General features: G+C 56.9%; 16 protein-coding genes and 2 tRNA genes. 10 read left to right on the top strand and 8 right to left on the bottom strand.

What is annotated here, in order from left to right; all coding sequences use genetic code 11:
* Nucleotides 1–191: 191 nt before the first annotated feature.
* The 4 genes from ACIGGE_RS12550 to ACIGGE_RS12535 all read left to right on the top strand — a co-directional run bounded on the left by ACIGGE_RS12550 (nt 192) and on the right by ACIGGE_RS12535 (nt 1,722).
* Complete coding sequence (locus ACIGGE_RS12550) at nt 192–371, top strand: hypothetical protein (protein WP_234003115.1); 180 nt, start codon at nt 192–194, stop codon at nt 369–371.
* Complete coding sequence (locus ACIGGE_RS12545; protein ID WP_397490609.1) at nt 368–691, top strand: cell division protein ZapA; 324 nt, start codon at nt 368–370, stop codon at nt 689–691. Before ACIGGE_RS12550 ends, ACIGGE_RS12545 begins: the two co-directional genes overlap by 4 nt.
* Before the next feature lie 246 nt (nt 692–937).
* Entirely contained in the window at nt 938–1,510 is a 573-nt protein-coding gene (locus tag ACIGGE_RS12540) for a 5-formyltetrahydrofolate cyclo-ligase (protein WP_397490608.1), read from the top strand.
* Nucleotides 1,507–1,722, top strand: a complete 216-nt coding sequence (locus tag ACIGGE_RS12535; protein ID WP_221597502.1) for a DUF2842 domain-containing protein — start codon at nt 1,507–1,509, stop codon at nt 1,720–1,722. The genes ACIGGE_RS12540 and ACIGGE_RS12535 overlap by 4 nt, the downstream gene beginning before the upstream one ends.
* 118 nt (nt 1,723–1,840) lie before the next feature.
* On the opposite strand, the gene ACIGGE_RS12530 is transcribed toward ACIGGE_RS12535, so the two are convergent.
* From ACIGGE_RS12530 to thyA, 5 genes are all read right to left on the bottom strand, one after another.
* Nucleotides 1,841–1,917, bottom strand: a tRNA-Asp gene (locus ACIGGE_RS12530).
* Between the two features lie 372 nt (nt 1,918–2,289).
* Complete coding sequence (locus ACIGGE_RS12525) at nt 2,290–3,597, bottom strand: dihydrolipoamide acetyltransferase family protein (RefSeq protein ID WP_397490607.1); 1,308 nt, start codon at nt 3,595–3,597, stop codon at nt 2,290–2,292.
* A 4-nt stretch (nt 3,598–3,601) separates the two neighbouring features.
* Complete coding sequence (locus ACIGGE_RS12520) at nt 3,602–4,600, bottom strand: alpha-ketoacid dehydrogenase subunit beta (protein ID WP_397490606.1); 999 nt, start codon at nt 4,598–4,600, stop codon at nt 3,602–3,604.
* Nucleotides 4,601–4,659: 59 nt separating this feature from the next.
* Nucleotides 4,660–5,961, bottom strand: a complete 1,302-nt coding sequence (locus tag ACIGGE_RS12515; protein WP_397490605.1) for a 3-methyl-2-oxobutanoate dehydrogenase (2-methylpropanoyl-transferring) subunit alpha — start codon at nt 5,959–5,961, stop codon at nt 4,660–4,662.
* A gap of 79 nt (nt 5,962–6,040) precedes the next feature.
* Complete coding sequence (gene thyA / locus ACIGGE_RS12510) at nt 6,041–6,967, bottom strand: thymidylate synthase (RefSeq protein WP_397490604.1); 927 nt, start codon at nt 6,965–6,967, stop codon at nt 6,041–6,043.
* Nucleotides 6,968–7,098: 131 nt separating this feature from the next.
* Here thyA and ACIGGE_RS12505 point away from each other — a divergent pair.
* The 5 genes from ACIGGE_RS12505 (at nt 7,099) to ACIGGE_RS12485 (ending at nt 12,823) form a co-directional block, all read left to right on the top strand.
* Nucleotides 7,099–7,175, top strand: a tRNA-Pro gene (locus ACIGGE_RS12505).
* A gap of 108 nt (nt 7,176–7,283) precedes the next feature.
* The gene (locus ACIGGE_RS12500) at nt 7,284–9,350 is read left to right on the top strand and encodes a hypothetical protein (RefSeq protein WP_397490603.1); all 2,067 of its coding nucleotides are present in this window, start codon (nt 7,284–7,286) and stop codon (nt 9,348–9,350) included.
* Between the two features lie 669 nt (nt 9,351–10,019).
* Nucleotides 10,020–11,585, top strand: coding sequence for a pilus assembly protein TadG-related protein (locus ACIGGE_RS12495; RefSeq protein ID WP_397490602.1), 1,566 nt, complete (start codon nt 10,020–10,022; stop codon nt 11,583–11,585).
* A 13-nt stretch (nt 11,586–11,598) separates the two neighbouring features.
* Nucleotides 11,599–12,210 carry a TadE/TadG family type IV pilus assembly protein gene (locus ACIGGE_RS12490; protein ID WP_397490601.1) on the top strand — a complete coding sequence of 204 codons (612 nt, stop codon included), beginning with the start codon at nt 11,599–11,601 and terminating at the stop codon, nt 12,208–12,210.
* Nucleotides 12,211–12,253: 43 nt separating this feature from the next.
* Nucleotides 12,254–12,823 (top strand): TadE/TadG family type IV pilus assembly protein, encoded by a 570-nt coding sequence (locus ACIGGE_RS12485; RefSeq protein WP_397490600.1) that lies wholly within the window; start codon nt 12,254–12,256, stop codon nt 12,821–12,823.
* Between the two features lie 342 nt (nt 12,824–13,165).
* On the opposite strand, the gene ACIGGE_RS12480 is transcribed toward ACIGGE_RS12485, so the two are convergent.
* The gene (locus tag ACIGGE_RS12480; RefSeq protein ID WP_397490599.1) at nt 13,166–15,439 is read right to left on the bottom strand and encodes a putative bifunctional diguanylate cyclase/phosphodiesterase; all 2,274 of its coding nucleotides are present in this window, start codon (nt 15,437–15,439) and stop codon (nt 13,166–13,168) included.
* A 61-nt stretch (nt 15,440–15,500) separates the two neighbouring features.
* Nucleotides 15,501–16,985, bottom strand: a complete 1,485-nt coding sequence (locus ACIGGE_RS12475; protein ID WP_397490766.1) for a FecR domain-containing protein — start codon at nt 16,983–16,985, stop codon at nt 15,501–15,503.
* Between the two features lie 232 nt (nt 16,986–17,217).
* On the opposite strand from ACIGGE_RS12475, the gene ACIGGE_RS12470 reads away from it, so the two are divergent.
* Entirely contained in the window at nt 17,218–18,858 is a 1,641-nt protein-coding gene (locus ACIGGE_RS12470) for a ShlB/FhaC/HecB family hemolysin secretion/activation protein (RefSeq protein ID WP_397490598.1), read from the top strand.
* 225 nt (nt 18,859–19,083) lie between these two features.
* On the opposite strand, the gene ACIGGE_RS12465 is transcribed toward ACIGGE_RS12470, so the two are convergent.
* Nucleotides 19,084–25,023 carry an autotransporter domain-containing protein gene (locus ACIGGE_RS12465; protein ID WP_397490597.1) on the bottom strand — a complete coding sequence of 1,980 codons (5,940 nt, stop codon included), beginning with the start codon at nt 25,021–25,023 and terminating at the stop codon, nt 19,084–19,086.
* Nucleotides 25,024–25,274 lie beyond the last annotated feature (251 nt).

Genomic DNA, 25,274 nt, shown 5'->3' with positions numbered 1-25,274 from the left:
GAAAAAGGGGCCGATTCGACGCGCGCGAAGCCTTCGCGGAGCGCGCGCGCAAGGTCAACCCGCGCAGGTGGGCATTCACAGCTACCGCCCCCTTCACTTCACTTATCAACAGGCGGCTGCAAACCTTTGCCTCGCCGCGGCAAAATCGGTATTCTGCACGCCTTATGAGTTCCGACCGCATCAAAAATGCCATGGACCGCATCGATCGCGCCCTTGCGCGGATCGAAACGCAGGCCGCCTTGGCCTCCCATTCGACTGCAGCGACAGATGCGGGCGATGCCGAACTGGCCGAACGCTATGAAACGCTGCGCAAACGGGTGTCGGGCAGCATTTCGCAACTCGACGATCTCATCGAAGGTCTGAAGCGATGAGCGACGTCACCCTTTCGATCGGTGGCCGCAACTATACCGTCTCTTGTGCCGATGGGCAGGAAGATCATGTTCGGCACCTTGCCGGCGTGATCGATGGCAAACTGAGTGCGATGGGCAATAATCTGTCCAGTAACGATGCCAAGAACCTGCTGTTCGCCGCGCTCATACTTGCCGACGAAGTGGAAGAAGCACGGGACAGGCCTTTACCGGCCACAGAACCTGGTTTCGACACGGATCGTCTGGGCAATCAGCTCGAACGCATGGCCATCGCGCTCGAGAATGCCGCTTCCACCCTTGAGGGTAGCGGCAGTACCTCCTAAATAGGGCATGGCGGGACTGCCCGGCACGAGCCGCATGAATATCCCTGAGGCTATAAGCAATCCATGGGAGCTGTCCCTGCCCTGGTCCACCGGTTCGGCCGTGGGATTGGGGCAAACGGTACCCACCTGACGTTTTCGCGTCAGAGGATTTCGCCGGAAACGACCCATGGTGGTTCCGCCACTCACCATCCCTCCCCATCGTTGATCCCTTGGACGCCGGAGTGATCTGCCGATAAGGACCTGTGTGTGACCAAGAACGATCTCAGAAAGCAGCTTCGCGCCAAACGGCGTGAACACGTGGCCGCCCTTCCCGATAGCATGCGCACGCTCGTGTTCATGCGCCCCCCTGCACCCCTCATGGAAATGATACCGAACGATGCGACCATCGGGCTTTATCACGCCGGCTCTTCCGAAGCGCCGACAGCGGCCTACGCGCGCTATTTTTTCGAACAGGGGCACGAAATCTCGTTGCCGCATTTTTCGGCCATGAATACGCGGATGCAATTCCGCCGCTTCGTGGATCCTCACGATGAAAGCGATCTTGAAACGGGGCCCTTCGGCATCAAGCAGCCGACGACTGCGACGGAAGAAATCGTCCCCGACGTCCTGTTCGTACCGTTGGTCGGCTTTACCGAAGCCGGCGGTCGCGTCGGTCAGGGTGGCGGCCACTATGATCGCTGGCTTGCTGCGCATCCCGGTACGACAACGATCGGGCTCGCCTGGGACTGTCAGCTCGTCGACACACTGCCCACGGAGCCGCACGACATACCCCTCGGGGCGGTCGTAACACCCACGCGCATGTACGGACCTTTCGCATGAGGAAAGAACCGACCTGGCGCATTCCCGTCGGCATTCTCGGCCTGCTGGTGGTGCTGGCGATCTACGGGATTGTCATCGCGCGTTATGCCCCCGGTGTGATCGGCGATTGGCCTACGCTGGTCCAGACGCTCATTTACATCATTCTGGGCCTGATTTGGCTGCTGCCGCTCAGGCGCTTTCTCATCTGGATGGAAACCGGCCGCTGGGGTTGATCCCCGGCGCATGTCGAGCGCCATGTAACGCCGTTCGGGAAGAGCGCGCGATAGGTCGTCGGCACACCTTCAAACAAGGCGCTTTGACGATAGTCGAATTGTAGAGAAAATTCCCAAGTGGCGCGAGTGACGGGACTCGAACCCGCGACCTTCGGCGTGACAGGCCGACACTCTAACCAACTGAGCTACACCCGCGCAGCCACTTGGGAGCCGCGCATCTACGGGCGGGTCCGATTCCTGTCAATGGCCGATGTGACGCTTTTTTGCTCTTTTTGTGCGGGCATTTTTCGACCTCCAGTTTTACCACAATTCGGCGCGTTGGATCGCGGCCTAATTCAGCCAATGTCCTATGCCGATATCATGCATCCCATCGTCGCGGACCGGAATTTATCGTTATTTCCGAAAGGGTTGCCCGACATAAATGGGGCTGCCGGGATTTTACAAACTATTTTGGACAAACGCAGGCGCCCGGTGCGGGGCTGCTAAATCGCAACCCACGCACCGGGCATATTTTATCAGACGGTTTGCGACTGTGCGCTCGCCAGCCTGTAAGGCCAGCGGATCGCGTCAGTCCACCAGGATCAGAGCAGGCTTTTCGAGCAAATTCTTCAGCTGCTGTATGAAGCTTGCCGCATCCCAACCATCGACAACGCGATGATCGCAACTGATCGAGATATTCATCAACTTGCGCTTTTCGATGCGCTCAACGCCATCCGTGCCAGTAACATACATCGGGCGTTCGATGATGCGGTTCGGACCGATGATGGCAACTTCCGGACGATTGATGACCGGTGTCGTCGCTACCCCGCCAAGCGGTCCGAGCGATGTCACCGTCAGTGTCCCGCCTTGCAGCTCTTCCGATTTGGCGGTGCCATTTCGGGCTGCCTCGGCCAGACGCGTAATTTCATTGGCCAACTGCCACAGGTTCTTGGCCTGAGCATTCTTGATGACGGGCACCATTAGACCGGCATCGGTCTGTGCGGCCATGCCAAGATGCACCGCGCCATACCGCGTCACCACGCCCGCTTCATCGTCGTACCGTGCGTTGATCATCGGGAAATCGGGCAATGTCTTGCAGATCGCGGTGATCAGCAGCGGAAGCAGCGTCAGCTTGGGCTTATCGCCGCGGTTGGAATTGAGCTGTCCACGCAGTTCTTCCAGCGCAGTCACATCGCATTCTTCCACGTAGGAAAAGTGCGGGATGTTGCGCTTCGACGCGGCCATGTTCTCGGCAATGCGGCGGCGCATGCCGATGACCTTCTTCTCCTCGTCCTCGCGGGTCTTGGCAGCAGCGCCATAACCCGACGTGTAAGACAGGAACTGGTCCAGATCGCCATGACGAACGCGGCCATCTTCGGCCGGCTTCACCTGTGCCAGATCGACACCGAGATCGCGTGCCCGCTTGCGCACGGCAGGCGTTGCCAGAACCGGTGTGTCGGCTTTCTGCGCCGGTGCAGGGGCAGGCGTCGGGGAGGGTGCTGGCGGCGGGCTCGGATCGGCAGCCATCGCATCGTCGGCATCAGATGGATCGGGATTTTCGACCTCGATCCGCTCTTCTACCTCGTCGTCCTTCGGCGCTGGCGCTGCATCGGCCGCGGCCTCGTTTTCCTCGATCACCTCGTCGGGCACTTCGCCTTCGACTTCGATTACAACGAGCATGGAGCCGATCGACACCATGTCGCCCTCGCCGCCCGCGATTTCGAGAATCTTGCCGGTCACCGGGCTTTCCATGGGCACGGTGGCCTTGTCGGTCATCATGTCGACGAATTCCTCGTCTTCAGTGATCGTATCGCCGACCTGCTTGTGCCACTGCACGATTTCGGCCTCGGCGATGCCTTCGCCGATATCGGGCATGTTGAAGGTGAATTTCGCCATGGGATCAGTCCTTGAGGATCTTGTCGATGGCCTCGCCGATGCGGACCGGGCCGGGAAAATAGGCCCATTCGAGGCTGTGGGGATAGGGTGTGTCGAAGCCGGTAACGCGTTCGACCGGGGCTTCGAGGTGATAGAAGCAGCGCTCCGTCACCAATGCGGAAAGTTCGGCGCCAAAGCCGCTCGTGCGGGTCGCCTCATGGACGATCAGGCACCGGCCGGTACGCTCGACCGATGCTTCGATCGCCTCGATGTCCAGCGGCACCAGCGTGCGCAGATCGAGGATGTCGGCTTCGACGCCCTTCTCCTTGCACACGGCTTCGACCACGTGGACCATGGTTCCGTAAGCCAGAACCGTGAGCTGCTCGCCTTCGGTAACCTGACGCGCCTTGCCCAGCGGGATCTTGTAGTAACCTTCGGGCACCACGCTCGCGTCGAACTTCTTCCAGGGCTGCACCGGCTTGTCGTAATAACCGGAAAACGGACCGTTGTAGATCCGCTTCGGCTCGAAGAAGATCACCGGATCGTTATCCTCGATGCAGGAAATCAGCAGCCCCTTGGCATCGTAAGGCGTCGCCGGAATAACCGTCTTCAGGCCCGACACGTGCGTAAAGATCGCCTCAGGGCTCTGGCTGTGCGTCTGTCCGCCAAAGATGCCGCCGCCGAACGGGCTGCGCACCGTCATCGGAGCGATATATTCCGCGGCCGAGCGATACCGTAGCCGGGCCGCTTCGCTGATCAGCTGGTCGAGACCGGGATAAATGTAATCGGCGAACTGGATCTCAGGCACCGGGCGCAGGCCATAGGCCCCCATCCCCACCGCTACCGCGATGATGCCGCATTCATTGATCGGCGTGTCGAAGACACGGGTCTTGCCGTATTTCTCCTGCAGACCCGCGGTGCAGCGAAACACCCCGCCGAAATAGCCGACGTCTTCGCCCATGACGACAACGTCGTCATCGCGTTGCATCGATACATCGAGCGCTTCATTGATCGCTTCGATCATGTTCAGCCGGCGTTCGGTGCCGGATGAAACGTTTGATTGACATGTGTTCGCGTCGGCGCTCACTGGTCGAGCCCTCCCGGAAACTTGATCTCGCGCTCGCGGATCGCCTGCTTGCTCTGCTCCTTGAGATGCCAGGGAAGCTCTTCGAACACGTCCTCGAACATGGTCCGGAACGGGTGGTGGAGACCATGCCCAAGGATGCCGTTTGCTTCGGCTTCCTTGGTGACCTTCTTGACGTGTTCCGCCGCCTCCAGATCCATCTTTTCCTGCCGATCCTCGTCCCATTCGCCAATCGCGATCAAATGATCCTTGAGGCGTGTCACGGGGTCGCCCAGCGGCCATTCGGTGCGCTCCTGCGCACTGCGATAACCGGTCGGATCGTCCGAGGTGGAGTGCCCCTCCGCACGGTAGGTAAAGAACTCGATCAGCGTCGGCCCGGCGTTCGCCCGCGCCCGGTTGGCCGCCCACCTCTCCGCCGCGTAACACGCCAGCGCATCATTTCCGTCGACGCGCAAGCCGGCGAGGCCATAGCCGAGCGCACGGGCAGCAAAGGTGGTCCGTTCGGCACCAGCAAAACCGCTGAAGCTGGAGATGGCCCACTGGTTGTTGATAATGTTGAGGATAACCGGTGCATTATACACGGTCGCAAAGGTGCAGGCAGAATGGAAGTCGCCTTCTGCGGTACTGCCCTCACCCACCCAGGTGGCCGCAATCCGGCTGTCACCCTTCATTGCGCTTGCCATTGCCCAGCCTACCGCCTGCGGCGTCTGCGTGGCCAGATTGCCGCTGATAGTAAAGAAGCTGTGCTCGCGGCTCGAATACATGATCGGCAGCTGCCGGCCCTTCAGCTTGTCGCCCTTGTTCGAATAGATCTGGTTGATCATCTCGATCATCGGGTAGCCGCGCTGGATCAGGATTCCCTGCTGGCGATAGCTCGGAAAGACCATATCGTCCGCAGCCAAGGCCATGCTGGCCGAGACGCTCGTCGCCTCTTCACCCGTGCATTTCATGTAGAAGCTGGTTTTGCCCTGCCGCTGACCTCGGAACATGCGCTCGTCAAAAGCGCGCGTCATTGCCATGTGACCGAGCATCTTTCGCAGCGTATCAGGATCGAGTTTGGGGTTCCACGCCCCATGTGCCTGATTGTCTTCGCCGAGCACGCGCACCAGGCCAAACGCCATATCGCGCATCTCGCTCGGGTCGCAGGTCTCGTCGGGACGTGCCATGCTTCCCGCTTCGGGTACATTTATGTGCGAGAAGTCGACCGCATCTCCGGGCCGGAATTTAGGTTCGGGAACATGCAACGAAAGTTTCGGGCGATTATCACCCTCCGCTGCACTACCCTCGGGCCGTTCGGCCATAGAATCGTCTCCCAGACGCAATCTTACGCTTTCGCGTTATTTTATTTCACGAGCGGGATGCGGTCAAGTCAGCGCCGGATCACACCGCGACGGGCGCGTTGATGGGCCCGTGCGGCGTATAATCATGAACTGCGAAATCTTCGATGCTGTAATCGAATATCGTAGCCGGACGCCGCACTATCTCAAGCGTTGGGTTCCCTTGCGGTTCCCGTGACAATTGCTCTTCTATGAGATCGTTGTGATTGAGATAGAGATGCGTATCGCCGCCCATCCAAACCAGTTCCCCCGGATCGAGATCTACTTGCTGGCCCAGCATTCTGGTGAGCAAAGCAGCGGACCAGAGATTGAACGGCAGGCCAAGCGCAACATCGCAGCTACGCTGGTAAAGACAGCAGTTCAGCCGCCCACCCGCGACATGAAACTGATAGGTCTTGTGACAGGGCGGAAGTGCCATCTCGTCGATCTCGGCCACGTTCCAACCCTCAATGATATGGCGGCGACTGCCCGGGTTCGTCTTGAGCGAATCCACCAGGTCAGCAATCTGATTTATTCCCGGACCGGTCTCATAAAGCCCATCGTCGCGTTCGCGATAAGTCGGCCAATCGACCCACTGCTTCCCGTACACGGGACCGAGATCACCCCAGCGTTCCGCAAACGCCGCATCATCGGCGATGCACTCGACAAAATCGTCCAACGTGATGTTGTCGCCCGTTTCCTTCACATATCGGGCGTGGGGCCACTCGTTCCAGATCTTCACCCCTTGCCGTACGAGCGGACGAATATTGGTTTCGCCGGTGAGGAACCACAACATCTCACGCGTGGCCGTCTTCCAGTACATGCGCTTGGTAGTGATAAGCGGCATGGCATTTGCCGAGAGGTCGAACCTCAAAGTCGCGCCGAATATGGAACGTGTGCCAACACCAGTGCGATCCTCGCGCTCATCACCATCAGACCATATGCGGCGCATCAGGTCGAGATATTGTTGTTCGTAATGGATGTCCGACATTGTTCCGACTTCGTTTTGAGCAAGGCTTTAACGCTAGCGCGAGAATGTGCAAATTGCCCGCTTGCACGCATGGCAATCCACACCTATAGGCCCGCCTCTGCCTCGCGGGGTTCGCCCCGCAAGCATCCGGTCGGGGAGTAGCTCAGCCTGGTAGAGCACTGTCTTCGGGAGGCAGGGGCCGGAGGTTCGAATCCTCTCTCCCCGACCACTTTATCGCGAAAAGCCGCAGATTTCCGCCTTTTAGCATGCGCCTCCGCCCCGTGTTCGGCACATAACCGACACACATAACGGATGCACATGCGGGAAGGTCGTATCCATGTGCCGCATCCCTTTTACGATCCGCATCAAAGGCCGCTATGCGTTTCGCCGCCGGGTTCATTTCCGAAATATTATCTCCAAGCCCCTAAGCTGGGCATTGCAGACTGCCGACCCGGGCGCAGCGCGTCAGCGCGCAGCGATCCTGTCGGCGCGGTTCGTAATTGTGAAAGCGGATGTAAAAACCATGCTGGAAGGCCAGCGCAATCTGACCGGGCCCGAAATAGAGGCAATCTTCCGCAGGGAGCTCGAACAGCAGCTCGGCTCCTGGCTGTCGGATGCCTATGAGAATGCCCCCTGGTCGTCGAGCGTCAAAGAAGAGGCCAAGCGCCACGAAGACGCCTACCGTCAGCTACGCCTGCCTGATCCGCGCCATGATATGGACAAATTCGAGCTGGCCAAGCTCGACGCCGCCCATCGGGTGTCGACCGAAGATGACGCGACGCCGGAATGGGCGCAGCCGCTGGTCGATCAAATTCGTTCTGCACTTACCGACGAGTACGTAACCTCGGCGCTCGAAGCCACTGGCGCCGCGCCCAGCCAAGCCAACATCGCTGCTGCGCGAACACACCTGATCCGCGCTGGCGCCGCCGCATGTGCCCGGGCGCGTCGGGTGTTCGACGACGATGTCCTCGATGCCGCCGATCCCATGCAGGCGATGACGGCGGATCTTGGCGACATTTCTCCTGAAGTGAAGGCCCTGTTGGTCAAGGCCGACTGCGTCGATCTTCCGGGGGCACAAACAAACCCGCCCTCGCCTGCCTCGCAACAGGAATGCCCGTTCGCGATCTACGACAATCGCCGGTTCAGCGAGATCATCGAAGACGTCCTTGTTGAGCTCAAGCAGGACAGGATCTGGAAAGGCGACCTTAAACAGCAGCGCCGGATCATGCAGTCCTTCGCCTGGATTACCGGCGACCGCGAGCTCGGCTCCTATGATCATCGCGACGTCGCCCACTTCAAAAACGGGCTGAAGCGCCTTCCTGCCACATTTCGGTTCGGAAATCCGGTCAAGGGGGCCATGTCCAGGCCCTTCGCGGAAGTGATCGACGAAATCGATCCCATAACTCCGGCCACCGCAAGAAACCTGAAAACGGTCAATCGGGACCTCAGCACCATGAGCACGGTCGCCAAGCATCTGGCACTTACTTCGTGGAAGCCGCGTATCCATAACACCCTGATCATGGATTTCGCTGGTGCGACGGTCGCAATACAGGAAAACAATAATACCGAGTTACGCCCCCCATGGAAAAAGGAGGAGTTGGAATGCCTGTTTCGCTCTCCGCTCTATCAAGGGGGAGGAGCCGGCAAGAACCGGTTGAAGGCTGGCAGCGTCACTCCGCGAGTGTGGCACGATGCGGCTTACTGGGCTCCGCTGATCTGGTATTACACCCATGCGTGCCGGGAAGAGATTTGCGGTCTCGAAGTCGCCGACGTCTTTGTTGACCACCCCGTTCCCCACATCGTCATCCGCGAAAATTTCACGCGCGGGAGGGATGGCGAGAAGGCCGGCGAAAAACGGACCGCGCGTCGGCGCAAATTACCTCTTCACGGCGAGATCATTCGGCTCGGTTTCCTTGAATACGTGGCCGCAATCAAAGCTGAAGGCCACATCGCGCTCTTCCCCGAGCTTTACCTGTTCGACAGCAAACGCGGCGGCGCTCAATTCTATGATCGCGCCTGGCGGTATATGGTTCAGTGGATTACCGACCGGATGGACGTCGAGGTGAATGAAAAGGGGAAAGGGCCCGATATTCATTCCATTCGCGCCCTCGGCTCATCGTTCTATGAAGTCGACGGGGTCAACGAAATCATGCGCGCCGACATAATGGGACATGCGCGGTCGGGCACCAATGCGAAGCACTATTCAAAGAGGATCAAGACTGAGGGACTTGAGGTCGTGCTACGCGAGCGTCTGGAATTTATTGGAAGATATGTCCCGACGATCACATCGCATCTCGCCCCTTCCCCCATTCGCCTGCTTCCGATTGAAGAACGTTCGAGGGTCGGGTCAGGCCGTCATCGGCGCATTAGATCTGATTTTGGCATTCCGAAAAGCGCGAGCTGAGTTCATACCCGTCAAACCAGCGCACGAGCAGTTAAACACTCAGACGCGTCAACGATTTTAATTGCACAGTCAGGGCGTTCTCCGCTGTCCCAACTACTTGCTCGAATGTGTTTCAGGCAGGGTTTTAAGCAGACAATCGAAGCCCTTGTCCCCGCGTTGATTACCCCGTCGCAACATCCGACCCGGCTGTTCGCGCTAGTAGCCGCGAGGATCTCAGGCAGCTCGGTTGCTGAGCTAGAACTCTCAGCACGCTGCCCGAGCATCAAACCGTGCCGATCTTACGAAAGCGGCAAGCATAACACGTAGAAATGCGTAGCTTTTTCAGCTGCACGATAACGACAATGCATCCTTTGTCTCCGATAAGAGCAGACATGGGATCGTGTTCGAAAAACGCGGGGACTGATCAAATCGGCTCACCCGTCCGTAGCTTGAAGGATGACATGGTCACAAGCCGACGCTCCATTGGTGGGCGCATGATATTCGATCTTAATGCCGCAGCATGTTTTGCCGGGGAGAACCGTAAAGCGATCGATCACCTCGAGGAAATGGACCATCGAAAAACCCTGCGAGGCCAGACGGCATTTGGTGAAAAAATAATCTTAAATATCTAGAAATGGGGGAGCCATGGTTGAGGCACCAGCGACGGTGTCCGGACTATGAAAAAGTACAATGGTGAAATTTATAAAGGGTCTGCTTGCGCGCTTGAGGCGGAGCGAGGATGGAAATGTATTGCCATTATTGGCAGCGGCTCTCATTCCCATTTTGGTAGTTATCGGCGGCGGTGTTGATTATGCCAGGGCAAGTCTAGCCAAGGCAAAACTGCAGGAGGCTGTCGACAGTGCCGCGCTCGCCGGTCGCCGGGTGATGAGCCAGGACAACATTGAAACTGCCAGACCGCATGTCGAAGCATTCATGCGCTTCAATTATCCGGACCAGACTTACGGTACAGAAGATCTCAAGCTGATCTTGAGCAAGCCTGACGTCGGGGTCGTGCGGGTGCGTGCAGAAACAAAGATCAACACTACGCTGTTGGCTCTGGTCGGCCTTACCGATCTTCCTATCGTTGCAGAGGGCGAAGCGACACAAAACCTCGACAATGTCGATATCATGCTTGTCCTCGACACGACCGGCTCAATGGATGAAAACCTTGGCGGCCAGAGAAAAATTGAAGCCCTCCAACAAGCGGTCAAAGGTCTCTACAATGAGTTGAAGCCGGCACAGACGCAGTTGAAAGCTCAAAACCTGCGACTTCGCATCGGCGTTGTGCCCTACTCGAGCACGGTCAATGTTGGAAAGCAGCTCAATGCAGCCAACCCGCTTAGCATTCGCAAGGAAGACCCGGAATACTATCACTGGAATAATCGCCGGCAGAACAACCGCGACAACTGGTATTTTGAAAAGCGGACCTACAACCTAACAAACTACGTCAACAATGGCACTTTCGGCAGTCCCAATGGGCATAACACGAACTCCAACGTTCGCTGGAAAGGCTGTGTAGAAGAACGCTCAACCGTTTCGACCATCACAGCAAACGACTCTCGAAATGCTGCTCCGACTGGAGCAAACGATCTCGATATCGATATGCTTCCAAGCTGGGACAAGAAAACACAGTGGCAGCCCTATGTCTTTGATCCTCTTAATGGCAATCAGAACCTATATTGCCCAAGCGAGGTAACTCTCCTTGCAGAACTGAATAGCTCGGATATCGATCGGATTGTTGGTGCGCTCGATCCCCAGGGATCCACTTATCATGATGTCGGCATGATCTGGGGAACGCGCCTAATCTCTGGAGCTGGCGTATTCGGAGGAAACAATCCGACGACCTACAACGGTAGACCAGTCAATCGCCATATCATCTACATGACTGATGGCGAGATGAGCGCGCCCGTCGACAGCTGCGCAAGAAGAATCTGGATCTACTGCTCACCCTCTACTGAAGATCACTCCAGTGCTTACTCAGGCTACGGCATCGAATATTACGACAAACGAGTTGGCGGAAATGACCTTAATGATAACAATGGACGTCACACGAAACGCTTCTCGATGGCCTGCAATGCCGCGAAGGCAAAAAACATTTCTGTGTGGACGATTTCGTTCGGCACCGGAAAAGTTGATTCCCTGACCCGCTGCGCAAGCAACGAGGATCAAGCCTTCACCGCTGACAATTCAAGTGATCTGATCACAAAGTTTGCAGAGATTGGCCGAAATATCGGTGCACTGCGACTGTCGAGATAATCGGAGAATAGGAATGAAGGAACTCATTCGCGATAACCGCGGCATTGCGGCGGTCGAATTCGCGCTACTCTCCATCCCTTTGTTTGTCCTCATTATGGGATCGCTCGAAATCGGGCTCCAAGTCTATTTCAAAGCTTCAGCCGAAAGTGTTTTACGAGACGCTGCCCGTATGGCGGTAACGGGCGATAAAACTAGAACTGGCGAAAAAGGTGAGCTGATCGATGCGTTTGTCACAGAGCGATTGAGCTTCACCAAAAGCACGGACGTCGACATTACAAAAGTCTATTACGATCAGTTTAGCCAAGTTCGGCAACCAGAGAAACGCCTTAGCAACGCTACCGAGGCTCCTTATTGCTTTGTGGACATCAACGGTAATCAGCGCTGGGACAAAGACCCTTCCCGTATCGGTATTGGAAGCGGAGATGACATTATCGATTATAAAGTAGAAGTCACTTACAATTCGCTTTTTCCTTTGGTTACGAATGTCATCACTGGGAAGAAATCAATGAGTGTCACGGCGCAAACCACGCTTAGAAACGAACCCTTCACTGGGAATAACGACCAACAGCAGCAGACTTGCTGTGTTTCTGCTGCCCCCGGCAATCCTGTGACTTGCGAGGGCTGAGCACATGATCAGGAAAATGATCAGATGTCAGTCAGGCGTGGCCATGATCGAGTTTGCCCTAGCATTGCCGATATTCATATTCGCTGTCATGGGCGGAATGGAGCTGGCTTGGGAAGCTATAAGCCGGCAGCGCATTCAGAAGATCGCCGCCAGCACTGCTGATAACGCCGCCAGGGTTCGCGGCGCTATCGATGAAACCGATATCCACGAGATCATGACAGCTGCGCGCCTGAATGGCGCAAATCTTGAATTTGAAGACAGAGGACGTCTGATTATCTCTTCTTTCCAGAGAAATCCCACAAACAAGGGAGACTGGATCAGATGGCAACGCTGCATTGGACAGCAGCAATACAATTCAAACTACGGAAAGGAGGACACTGGTAAGAATGATTCCAGTTTGAAAGGCTTACGCAATGATCCCAACATGCGCCCCCCCCCAGGCACGGCGCTTATGGTCGCGGAAATAAGCTACAAACATAAGCCCCTAATCACCGATGCCTATTTCGGTGAACGGACGTTCCAATATGAAACCGCCTTTATTGTGCGTGACCGCAATGATCTTGACATTGGAAATGTGACCAAACTTCCTTCCAAATCGATATTGAAATGTTGATAGATAAGGGACGCATGGGGTCGACACGACAAAGTCTTTTGCAAAAAGTAATTAGTCGGGGTCAACGACCACTCTCAAAAAACAGGGGCGCCAAGGCCTTCATTGGCAATTATGCTCTGATTTTTGGCGCTCCTAAGAGCAGGGGCTGAGTTCGTGACAGCCAAATTCGAGCCTTGATGCGGGGCTTCACCCATATTTAATCTTAGCAAGTCGGGCCAAGCAATTGAATTGGCTTGTATGTCTCTGCGATTGGCGACGACGGAGCACCTCTCCTAAGCGATCCGACAGGTAGTGCACTGCTAGCCGATCACATCAGCCGGGAGATATTTTCGTTATTCACCTTCAGGCGGCAAGCGACGCGGGCGATGAAAGCATGACTACTATTTTTTCTGGGCTGGTCGGTCTTCCAATGTAATAGCCCTGAGCAAGATCGCAGCCCGCGTCCCGAAGAAAGGTGAGACAGCTTCGATCCTCCACTCCTTCTGCAACAACTCGCAGACCAAGCCGATGCGCAAGGTCGATGGTCGATTGCACAAGAAGCGCATCGTTTGCGTCCACATGGGCGTGCTGAACAAAGCTCCGGTCGATCTTAAGTTCGGACAAGGGCAGCTGCTTGAGATAAGTCAATGTCGACTGGCCTGTGCCATAATCATCCATCGAGATTGCGATGCCGAGATCGCGAAAGTGCTGAAGCGCGGCGACAGCGGTGCCGGGATCATCGATTGTTGCTGATTCAGTCACTTCGAAGATCAAACGATTCCGCGGAATTCCTGTCTCCGTTAGGATCCGCTTCGCCTTGTCGATGAATTCGTTTGAGTAGACCAGCTTTGCGGAAATATTGACAGCAGCGCTGACGACAAGACCATGTTGGCACCAAGTTGCCAGATCATCGATAGTTTTTTGCAGGACATACAAGGTAAGGTCGCATATGCGGTTCGCATCTTCGGCCATCGGAATGAACAGGTCGGGTCGTAACGGACCGCGTTGCGGATGATTCCAACGTACGAGCGCTTCGACGCTGGTGATACGATCACTCTTCAAATCAAGCTTCGGCTGATAGACAACCTCAAGCTCACCCAAATCGATTGCCACATCGAGCTCTCCCATGAGGGAGATCTGCCGTTCCACTTCGGTTTGCTCATCCGCCAGATGAATGTGCCAAGGTTCGGCATTTCTCAGAGCCGTTGCAGCGGACAACGCCGCCTCTGCTAGGGCTTGAGGTGCGGCAACGCCAAATGCGATCTGGACATCAACGCTTCGCCCTCCGACCTCGATGGGACGGCGCATCAGTACATGCAACGCCTTAAGCATTGCCTCCATCTCTCCGGCTTCAAGAGAAGAATGCCAGGCGAGCGTGCGTTCCTCTATTCGATAAACTGTGGTGCCGAAGTTCCCTACGAGGAGCCGCTCGGCAACGCGCTTGACCAGTTCTTTCGCATTGTGATCGCCCAAAACACTCGAGAGCGCTGCGAAATTACCAATGATTGCCGTAATGCATGCAGCCGACTCCGGATCAATCTCTCGTTCCATCGACAGTCGGTTCGGAAGCCCTGTGTCGGCATCATGGATGCGCTTATGCTCCAAATCCTTTTTAAGAATTGTCAGCAACTGTGCAGCGCCTGCAAACAATACCGCGACTGCGGCGGGTGCAGCTTCGAGCATCGTGTAAAATGCGAACCAAGAAACGCCGTAGGCACTCACAACTGTGCCCAGCGCTACTACGCTGCGCGTTGCGGCCTGGCGCATTGTTGTCGCCCGTAGCAACCAGGCGAAGCATGCGCAGGCTATTGCCATAAGGACAAACGGGCCTGCGCTGGCAGGCAAAGACGCAAAGAGAGTTTCAGTTGCAATCGCTTGAACAATGACGCCGGGAATTACGCCATGCTTAGGAACAGCGTACCTGTCGCCCATTTCTATTGCCGTGGCCCCGACCAGCACATCTTTTCCACGAAGATCGGCTTCGGCAAACCTACCGTGCTCGATATCAGAGAAGCTGTGGCGGGGTATGGTCAGAGGGTCGATCGACAGATCTAATGGAAAAGGCTGATCGACCGTCCCGGGTCGGCCCGCAATCTGCGCGGACAATGATGGGCGGGGAATGCCTTGCGTTAGAGTGCCCAATGGCATTCGCCGCACAAATCCGTCGCCGTCTGCTGCGATGGAGACCGATCCCAGGATCGCATGATCCCTCAAGGCCGGGATCGGCAGGGCGTCTAGCATCCTCGTGTCGTGCCGAGATGCTCTTTGCGCAAATGTCGGCAGGACGATCGTTGGCTTGGCCTCGGCCAGCGCCGCGGCGAAAGCGAGATCCTGCTCTGTATCAGATGGAGCGGAAAAATCGACGTCGAAGATAATGCTCCGCACCCCCGCATCCGACAGCCGATTGACAAGTGCACCATAGTGGCGCCGGTCCCAGGGCCACCGGTCTATCTCTGCCAGGCTTGCCGCATCCATCTCGACGACGTGAAGCTGGCCGCTGGCTTCCCGGGAATGGATGCCGAACAGGGAATTGCGCAAGGCATCTTCAGCACCCTGCAAAAACCCCGAGCCCCACAGTAACATCGCAGCTGCCAGCGATAGTACGCAGATCAGCAGTCGGCCGATAGTGGCGCTCATAACAATCGACCGCGCATTGCGAGATGTCGAAAGGCATCCAAGGCGTTAACGATTAGCACGACTAGTCACCCTTGCCGGGGCCGCCGTCCTTGCCCGGACCGCCAGGCTTGTCGTCCTTGCCAGGCTTGTCGTCCTTGCCGGGCTTGTCGTCCTTGCCGGGTTTGTCGTCCTTGCCAGGCTTGTCGTCCTTGCCAGGCTTGTCGTCCTTGCCAGGCTTGTCGTCCTTGCCAGGCTTGTCATCCTTGCCAGGTTTGTCGTCCTTGCCAGGCTTGTCGTCCTTGCCGGGTTTGTCGTCCTTGCCAGGCTTGTCGTCCTTACCAGGCTTGTCGTCCTTGCCAGGTTTGTCGTCCTTGCCAGGTTTGTCGTCCTTGCCGGGCTTGTCGTCCTTACCAGGCTTGTCGTCCTTGCCAGGTTTGTCGTCCTTGCCAGGTTTGTCGTCCTTGCCGGGCTTGTCGTCCTTGCCAGGTTTGTCGTCCTTGCCAGGTTTGTCGTCCTTGCCAGGTTTGTCGTCCTTGCCAGGCTTGTCGTCCTTACCAGGCTTGTCGTCCTTGCCTGGCTTGTCGTCCTTGCCGGGCTTGTCGTCCTTGCCAGGTTTGTCGTCCTTATCAGGCTTGTCGTCCTTGCCAGGCTTGTCATCCTTGCCTTTGTCGGGCCGATCATCCGTGCCGGGCAGACCAGGCTTGTTATCCTTCCCGGGATTTTCGCCGTGGCTCGGTTGATCCGGACCGTTCGCGCTCTTGTCGAGCGGAGCCTTGCCTACCGAAACGGACCGGGAGCTTGCAGCCACTTCCGCAACGAGTGCGACAGGGGCCGGACCAGATACTACTCCTGAAGTCGCCTTACCCATATCCGCAGGCTTACTTACAATCGCTGAAGCGATAAAAGGCAGCGCCGACCCCGTAGGACCGCCGCCGCTCTTCACAGGTGTGCTGGTTGAGCGAAGGTCTGCTTGATCCTGTTTTTCGACGTCGCGAGACGCTGGCGCCTGAATGGTGACGGGCTCTACCTCAACCTGCTCCTTCTCTTCGTTTTGAGCCGCAGGACGTGCAGGGGAATCGATCACGATTGACTGATCGCCCGAAATCGACAGGCGAAACTTATCGCCAGCTGAAATCATCGCGACGTCGCCGGGCCGAACAAGATCGCGCGCGCCGCCATCAAGCGTAGATACTTCGACGAGTCCTTCGGTGACTTGCAGCGAAGAGCCCTCTGCGCCCACCGTAACCGAAAAGGTTGTGCCCTTCACGACAGCAGCGAGGTAAGGCGTATCAACTTTGAAATGCGGGGTTCCCTTCTTTTCGACACGAAAAATAGCGTTCCCGATTTCTTGGAAGAATTGAGTTATCGAAGAGTTTTTGGACTCTTCCGGAATGCGAACCCGACTATTCGAAGCCACAGTCACAAAGTCATTCTGATGCACGAGGACCGCTCGGGCTCTTGCCCCAGTCGCAATCGTGTCGCCTACCTCCACGGCGGCACCGCGCCGTGCAGCGACACGCTTTCCATCCCGATCGACGAATACAGGCCCGCTGACCTCGCTCACCATCCAGCCAGAGGACTGCGCAATCGCTTGTGAGCTTGCGCAAATAAGCAGCGCAGCCGTTACACTTCGGGTGAGGGATTTGATCATGCGTGCGACTCCATTGAATTTGCCAGATATAACGGAGAGGCTTGGGGCAACGGTTGAGGAACAGGGTTTCTCAGGGATCAAATTTTATGATTTCTAAATCTTTAAGGTGCAGTGCCGCGAGAACTTAATCGGATATTTAGAGGATCTCGTGGGTCGCAATTACCTCGCCATCGCCTCGTTAACATTCAGTTTGCTTGCCGTGCCCTGCTATGGACAGGTCGCGCTCGACCGTGTCGATCCGGGTCGCGCAGAAGAACGCGTGACGAATGAACGTGAAGAAATTCCAACATCAAACGATCAACAAGTCTTAGAAACTTCGACTGCGTTTCAAACTCAGGATGACATATTCGTCGGCGCGATCGCTATTGATGGGCTGCAGGTCATGGCGCGCGGCGATTTCTCGGATATTGTCGAAAATTACATCGGCCGCACGCTGAGCGGATCCGAATTGACCGAACTAGTCGAGCGGCTCGCAAACCGGGTGAAAGCGAAATTCCCCTTGGCAAGCGTCTATGTCGAGCCACAAAAAATCACTGCCGGTGTGCTTCAGGTCACCATCGACGAAGGCGCAATCGACGAGATTAGGATCGAGGGGGCGCAAAACCGGTCGGTCGTCGCGGCGCTCTCAGAATTGGCATCGGGACAACCGGTTACGGCAGCGGATCTCGAGCGAAGCCTTCTCGTGGCCGGAGATATCGACGGGGTAACCCTGGGCAACGTCCGTGTCATGCGCGAAGAGAACAGAAATATCCTTTTGGTAAACGGCACCTATGAGCGTGTCGGTGGAAGCGTGACATTCGGCAATGACGGATCGAAGCCGCTCGGGCCGCTCGAACTCTACGGACACGTTAGATTTAATGGCCTCTTTGCCCAAGACGACACCTTGCAGCTATTTATTCTCGACACTGTGCTCGAGGTCGAAGAGCTTGTTTTTGGGCAGGTACGATACGGCAAACGGGTTAGTCGCGAAGGAACTGAAATCTCGGCTACCGGGTCTTTTTCGCGCAGTGCGCCCGGGGCATATCTCGAACCGTTCAATATTCGTGGAGAGAGTTGGACAGTATCGCTGGGGCTTTTGCATCCAGCGCTCCGGCGACAAAATTCGAGTATCTGGATACGCGCGGACGCTTCCCATCGCCAAATTGAGCAAAGTCGTGACGGAGCCCTCGCACGCCAGGATCGACTGACCACCGTATCAGCTGGCATCTACGGCTATTCACGTCTCGCGGGTGGATGGTTGCGCGCCAATGCGCAGATTAAGCAGGGCCTGGATCTTTTCGACGCAACGCGGCTCGGAGATCCATTATCCTCCCGCCAGGATGCCGATGGAACTTTCACGACAGCCACGTTCGATATCGGCTGGCGAAAGAATGTGGTCGCCGACTTGGGAATTAATGTCGCGGTTCGCTCGCAGTTGGCCTTGCAGCCGTTGCTCATCTCCGAAGAGACAGGACTTGGGGGTGCTAACTTCGTGCGCGGTTACGACTACAGTGAACGGACAGGCGATCAGGCCCTTCTGGCCTACGGGGAACTCAACTATTCCTGGGACAGTCTTCCGGGACCACTAGCTGAGCTGGAATTCTACGGGTTCGTGGATGGTGGTAAGGCATATAATCTTGATGAGGGCTTCGGCGGTGGAAGCCTCTTTTCTTCTGGGGGCGGCTTTAGAGCTGACGTCGGCAAAAGCCTCACGGGCGGATTGGAAGTTGCTGTGCCACTATCGGGCGAGCGCTACGATACGGGAGATAGCTCGGCGCGCATCCGCTTTCAGCTAACGAAAGCCTTCTAAACCGCGCATTACAGCGAGGCTATCATAAAACGGCGTAAGATGGACGCAGCTCCGTATCCGCAAGGTGCCCCTAGCCCGGGCACCCTTATACTCGTTGAGCCATTTCTAAGAAATGTAAATTTGAGCCCGAAAGCTGTGAAATACACCTGACGGCGCAGCAGTGAATTTTGACGGTATGGAAACCCCGTTCAGCCGAACTGAACAGGGTTCCTAATCTGAAGAGACTTAGAAGGTCAGCCTAGCGGTGGCTCGAGCGCCATGACTGCTCCGGTCGCTCGCGAGTGTTCCTGAGTATGCAGCGCCAATTGTGAGCCCGCCCGACGTATAGTTCAAGCCGGCTTCAAGCTCTGCAGAATCTCTGGGAATGCGTTGTCCTGTTACTGCAAAGCTCGGGCCCCCGGCATCGAAACGCGATAGGAGCTGGGTCGAGCGATCGCCGATTGCGCGGTTCCACGCAGCGGAGGCAAAGGGCTGGAGCCCATCGCCAGCCGCATTCAACACAGCCTTCGCACCCAGACTCAGATAGGTCGTTGTTCGATCAGCTCTGCCGATAATCAGCGCAGCGCTTCCACCGCGTTCGGCGACTGCATCACTTTCGGTATTCACGGTTGCCACACGCACGAAGGGAGCCACAGCAGTGGTTCCCGCCATCAGCTTGTAGCTAATGTTACCGAATATCTGCAGGGTGTTTGCGTCGCGCTGGGACACTAGCGTTTGCGCGAGCGGGGCTCCTGAGATTGAACGGGTCGTATCGATATCGTGCCACGCATAGCTGATACCAAGCGCACCCGTTAGGCCAGCATCGCCACCGAAGGTGGCATGAGCCGCCAAATATTTGCTATCGACGTCCGCGGTATCGTTGCGGTTTTTAAGGTCGAAGTCAGATCCACCGATTCCGAACGATACTGCGGCACTGAAATTCGAGCGTCCGAACCCAAGACCTGTGACGAAACCAGTGTGATCTGTAGTCATGCCGAAGTTGCTAGCTGTGCTATCGAATTTACCCCAGCCACCGAAAGTCGAACCCCAAACGAACAGGCCCGCATCACGAGGGGGCTTCATGCCGATCAATGCATTGCGCAGATGATGGCTGTCGTCGGTTAGGCCAGTGATTGTACTCGCAAGGATTTCGCCCGATAGGTCACCGAAGGTTGCCTGGGCAGCCGAAGCGTTTTGTACGAGCACCGCCTCGAACAGAGGGTTGTCGAAACCTAAAGCCTGCACGGCAGCCGCGACCCCCGCCTGGTTGGCGTTGCGGGCAACGTCGGCGAAATTGATATCGTTTCTGTAGAGCGAGAGTGTCACTGCGTTGGCATCGTACCGCAGCAGTGGATCCAGGAATGCCAAGTCAGTCGTGACCGACCCAAACTCGCCTGCCACACCGCCTTCCCCGGTTAGGATTACATAATCGGTGCGGGGGGCATAAATGCCATCTTCAGCAAGGACTGTGACGGTCGCCGTGCTGGAGATCGATACTGCTCCGGTCGCATCGACCCGGTCTGCTTCGCCCGCAGCATTTGCCTCGACTTCGTAGATCGCCCCGCCAGTGAAGATGAGATCGCCATTTACCGTCAGCCGGCCAATCGAGTTACCTGGAGCGAGTGTGCCGGCGCTTCCGACGTTGGTGGAGCCCACAGCTCCGTTGCCACCCAATCTTCCACCGGCATTGACTGATACGCTCGACACGATCGAACCGTTTACTGCGAGCGTGCCGCCATTGATCTGGGTTAGGCCGGTATACGTGCTGTTCCCTGACAGGTTTAGGATGCCAAAGCCGTCTTTTACGATCCCGCCAGTTCCCGTAATGGAGCCGGCAAACTCGGTGTTCTCGTCCTGCTCGATCGTCAGTGTTTGAGCGCCCAGTTCAACCTGAGAACCTTGTTCGCCCGAAAGCCCACCGATGGTCTGATCGGCACCAGTTATGTCGAGACTACCGCCTGCGCCCAGGCTGAAGTCAGTTTCCGGGTTGATAGCGCCGCCTATTCTGACGAGCCCGCCGAAGATGTTTGTGACCCCCTGGAAGCTGTAATCACCCATAAAGGTGAGCACTCCGGCGCCGTATTTGTCGAGCACTCCCACACCGGAAAAATCACCGCCGAAATCGTAATCGTCGGACCGATTGAACACGAAATGCCCATCGTTGACGAGATTGCCGCTGAAACTGCCTTCCGTTCCCCCCGAGCCAAGCTGGAAAAATCCATCGCCTTCGGTGATAACATCGCCAGCAAGTGTCCCCGTGAGCACCAGGCCACCGTTCGACACGGTGGTCCCTCCAGTGTAGGTGAGGGTATCGGTATCGACGGTAAACACCGCTTCTCCGATCAATTGAAGCCCGCCCGTGCCGTCGATTGTCAACCCATCGTCGAGCGCAGATACCACGTCGTCTTGGCTAAAGTTCAAGACGAGGAGGCCATTGGCGGTAACAGCTGTCGTTTCGATAGGCGATGAAAAGCCTTCACTTGCGCCGAGACTGATTTCGTTAACCTGCAAGGAGGCGCCTTCGTCGATTGTAACGGCTGTGAAATCGCCAACGACGCCCGTCGTATTCCAGTAACCGCGAGCGACGGTTAGACTTTCGAAGCCGTTGGCCTCGCCAATCACCTGAGCTTCGGTTAGTTCGAGGACGCTACCGTCGAGGGTCAGCGTATCGATACCTTCACCCGCCTCAATACTTCCGGTGATCGCGCTGCCGGTCAGGAGCGTGACAGTATCGTCCTGGTCACTGATAACGACCGCAATGCCGCTGCCACCCGTCAGAATGCCCGAATTGACAAGGACAGCCTGGGTGCCGAAGTTAACAGCGGTGCTACTCCCGCCGAGGATGCTTCCGCTGTTTGTCAGATTAGTTAAGCCGCGAATTCCCCCTGAAACACCCCCATCAATGCCTTGGATTATACCTGCATTCGTGATGATCGCGCCATCGAGAGTGCCCGCCAGTCCGAAAGCATAGCCATCTGTAGCCGTGATAGTTCCGGTATTGACCAGCGAGGCCATCTGGCCTTCTCCGTCTTCCTGGCTTTGGATGAGCGCCCCCAGCCCGCCAGTAAGCGCTCCGGCGTTCTCGATGGATCCGCCACCTGACAGAATCACGGCAAAGCGTTCGCCCAAGATACTGGCACCTTCTGAGTTCACGACACTGGCGGCGTATCCCACCATGTCCTGTCCATCACCGCGGAACATCGAAACACCGTCCGCGAAGGTGGACCCTGTGCCACTGATTGTGCCGTTGTTGACGACCGAGCCGCCGCCGATCAAGCGGACACCGTCATTCGCCTCGCCGCTGATGGCGCCGCTATTGGCGACCGCGGTACCGATTGCCAGAAGCTCGCGACGCTCAGGTTCGGTCACCTCGACCGATTGGCCGTTGACGATAACGAAAAAGGTTTGTTCCGGCGTGTAGGCGTAATTCGTCGTAATGCCGAAGCCTGCGCCGGAAATCGAGCCGCTGTTGGTCACGGTGGAATTGGCGGAGATGAGGTTGACCCCTGCCCCCGTAGGCGCATCGAAGAGGTCGTCGGTTCCTTCGCCGCGGATGACACCTGCATTTTCGAGCGTAACTGAGCTGGTTGCCGGATCGCCCGCATATGCGAGGAAGCCGATCGTCCCGCCCGTAATTGTGGCCTCTGCTTTGTTCCGGACCGCCATGACGCCAGGTGCTTCGACCACAATGCCTTGCGCTGTCAGACCGACCACGGAGCCGCTGTTAATGACCGTTCCGGAGCCGCGAACAGAAACGATAATACCGTTCAGAGCACCTTCAATGGAGCCGGAGTTCTCCACATCGACGCTGTCGAGATCCCCTGCGAAAACCACACCGTCACCCTGTTGCCCAAGGATCGAGCCACTGTTGGCAAGTGAGCCCGCCTGCCCTTCTGCTGGACCCTGGCTTTGGATCTGAACGCCGCCGAGGCCCCCGGTCAAAGATCCCGCATTTTCGATCACTCCGCCGCCGCTCAGGATTGCGCCAAAACGCTCGCCGGAGACCTCCCCGCCGGTCGCATTCATGACCAGGGCGGTGTAACCTTGAGCTTCCTGATTATCGAAGCGAAACATGGAAATGCCATCTGCGAATGTACTTCCGACACCGCTGATCGCCCCGCTATTGGTCACCGTGCCGCCCCCGATCAGCCGCACGCCGTCATTGCTTTCGCCGCTGATAATTCCGCTGTTAGTGACGACAGTGCCGATCGCGATACCGATCCGCTGGCCGGTAACCGGGTCGCTGCTCGCATAATTGGTGGTGATGCCGAAGCCTGCGCCTGAAATCGTTCCGCTATTGGTCACGCTGGAAGCGGCTGTGGCGATGTTAACTGCAGCACCGGACGGAGAATCGAGCGGATCTCCCACGCCGTCCCCTCTGATAGTACCAGCGTTCTCGATTGTAATAGTCCCTTCGGTAGCGCCGAAGATGCCTTGCGTCGCCCCCGTGATGAGAGCGCCCTCAAGATTGCGGATAGTCAGATCGGCCGACGACCCCTGATAGACGCCGATGCCGTAGACGCTGCGGATCGTCCCGCCGTTTTCCAGTGTTGCTATGCCCAGATCGCTGCCGAAACTCACGCCATACCCTGAAAACGGCCCCTCGTTTCCGCCGCCTTCGATCGTGCCAGAATTAACGATCATCCCGTTCAATCCTGCACGATCTTCGGCTTGATCGCTATTGAGCGCGATGCCCTGTATCAACACGCCTCCCACGCCGCCTGCGATTTCACCTGCGTTTTGAACCGTGCCGCCGCCGCTCAGGATCACGCCGAAGCGGTCGCCTTCGATCCAACCTTCGTCTTGGTTAAATACTTCAGCCGTATAGGCCTGGTTAGGCTGCACAGGGCCGGGAAACATGGATATCCCGTCGCTCTGGTTCCCGAGTGGGCTGCTCTGGCCGAACATGCCCTGGATTGTCCCTGAATTGACGACGCTGCCGCCACCTTCAAGTCTTATAGCGTCGTTGTTTCGGCCTTGAATCCTACCTGAATTATTGATCTGGACTCCAGCGGCCAGCGCTTCGGAAATTCCCGTCTCTGGATTGACCGTCAGACGAGAGTTGATGCCGTAAAATGTCCCATCGATGACCCCTGCATTGTTGACGATGGTGCCGGGCGTGTATGTTTCGATTGCAGTATTATTGCTTGTGATCGTCCCGCCCTCGGCGTTGTTGACGATCAGCGTGCCGAGCGACGATCGAACGCCACTAGTCAGCCCAGAAATCGTTCCCCCTTCCCGATTCTCAACTGTGACCCTCCCTCCGGTCGCCAAATTCCCAAAGATGCCAAACGCCGATCCTATCAAGCTGCCCGAATTCTCGATGTTGGCTTCCGAGAGATTGCCCGAGCCGACAACTCCAATGAACCCCGAAATACCGCCAGTGTTGTTGAGGGTTGCGATTCGACCATCCTCACCCTGATTGGCGTTAAGGATCACGCCGATCCCCGAGGGTCCACCCTGAGGCGTCAGCAGGGTGTCGATCGTTCCATCGTTCTCAATGCGCCCACCGCCATTCAGCACGATGCCATACGACTGGCCTTGGATCGTTCCACCAGCTTCATTAACGATGCTGCCGATCCCACCATCTACTGGAACCTGTCCTTCGAATCCGGCCATGAACACGCCTGCCGAGCCGGGTAAGATCGTGGCGCTTGATTGTAAGCCACTTCCCGCAATGATCCCGGCATTGGCGAGCGAGCCTCCGCCGACCATCACCACGCCGTGGCCGCGCGAGCCTTCAATGCGACCCGTCGTCAGATTGGTGACCTGGGTGTTGGTCGCCAGCGTTTGGGGCGGGAGGGCATTCCCAGCGTCATCTTCAGTGAAGAAGAGGCTAGTCGCCAAGCCATGCGCCGCTCCTGAGATGGTTCCGGCGTTCAAGACTGTGGAATTTGGCTGCGCGATCACGACACCCGCGTCGGGGCGCCGGTCGGTTCCGCCCGGATCGGTGCCGTTCCCCCGAACGGTGCCGCCTACCTCGACGCTCAGATCGACCGCGCCATTGTCGGCATAAATCCCGGTCACATCACCTTCGATGGTTTCGCCATCCCCCACAACAACGACCATCTTTTCCGGCGTGTCGATATGGATGCCAAAGACAGCCTGTGCCGACGCGGTCGAAGCCGTAGCGGTCGCGATGATTGCGGTAGAAACGAAAAGACCGGTCTTGACGGACAATTGCATGAAACCCCCTTGAGTTTACGCGACCGCGTGCGGCGGGCGCCCCTGTTTCTCTCCCGGCGTAGTGGAGGCGCCGCGCTGCCGAATATCCTAAATTATTTTGGGTAGTTTCAAAGACAGGCACGGCTTATCCGGGGTTCTAAACTGATGTTTAGAAATCCATAAATTGCGCATGTGCACAGAGTTCGAAAGTTTTGGTATCAGTATCGCATGGGGGAGAATGCACGGCAGAGTTTCCACGTTTGATGCCGATG

Source organism: Qipengyuania sp. NPDC077410 (assembly GCF_044543405.1).
Taxonomy (GTDB): domain Bacteria; phylum Pseudomonadota; class Alphaproteobacteria; order Sphingomonadales; family Sphingomonadaceae; genus Qipengyuania; species Qipengyuania pacifica.
The sequence above is the reverse complement of the archived record's forward strand: the minus strand, read 5'-3'. Positions and strand labels throughout refer to the sequence as shown.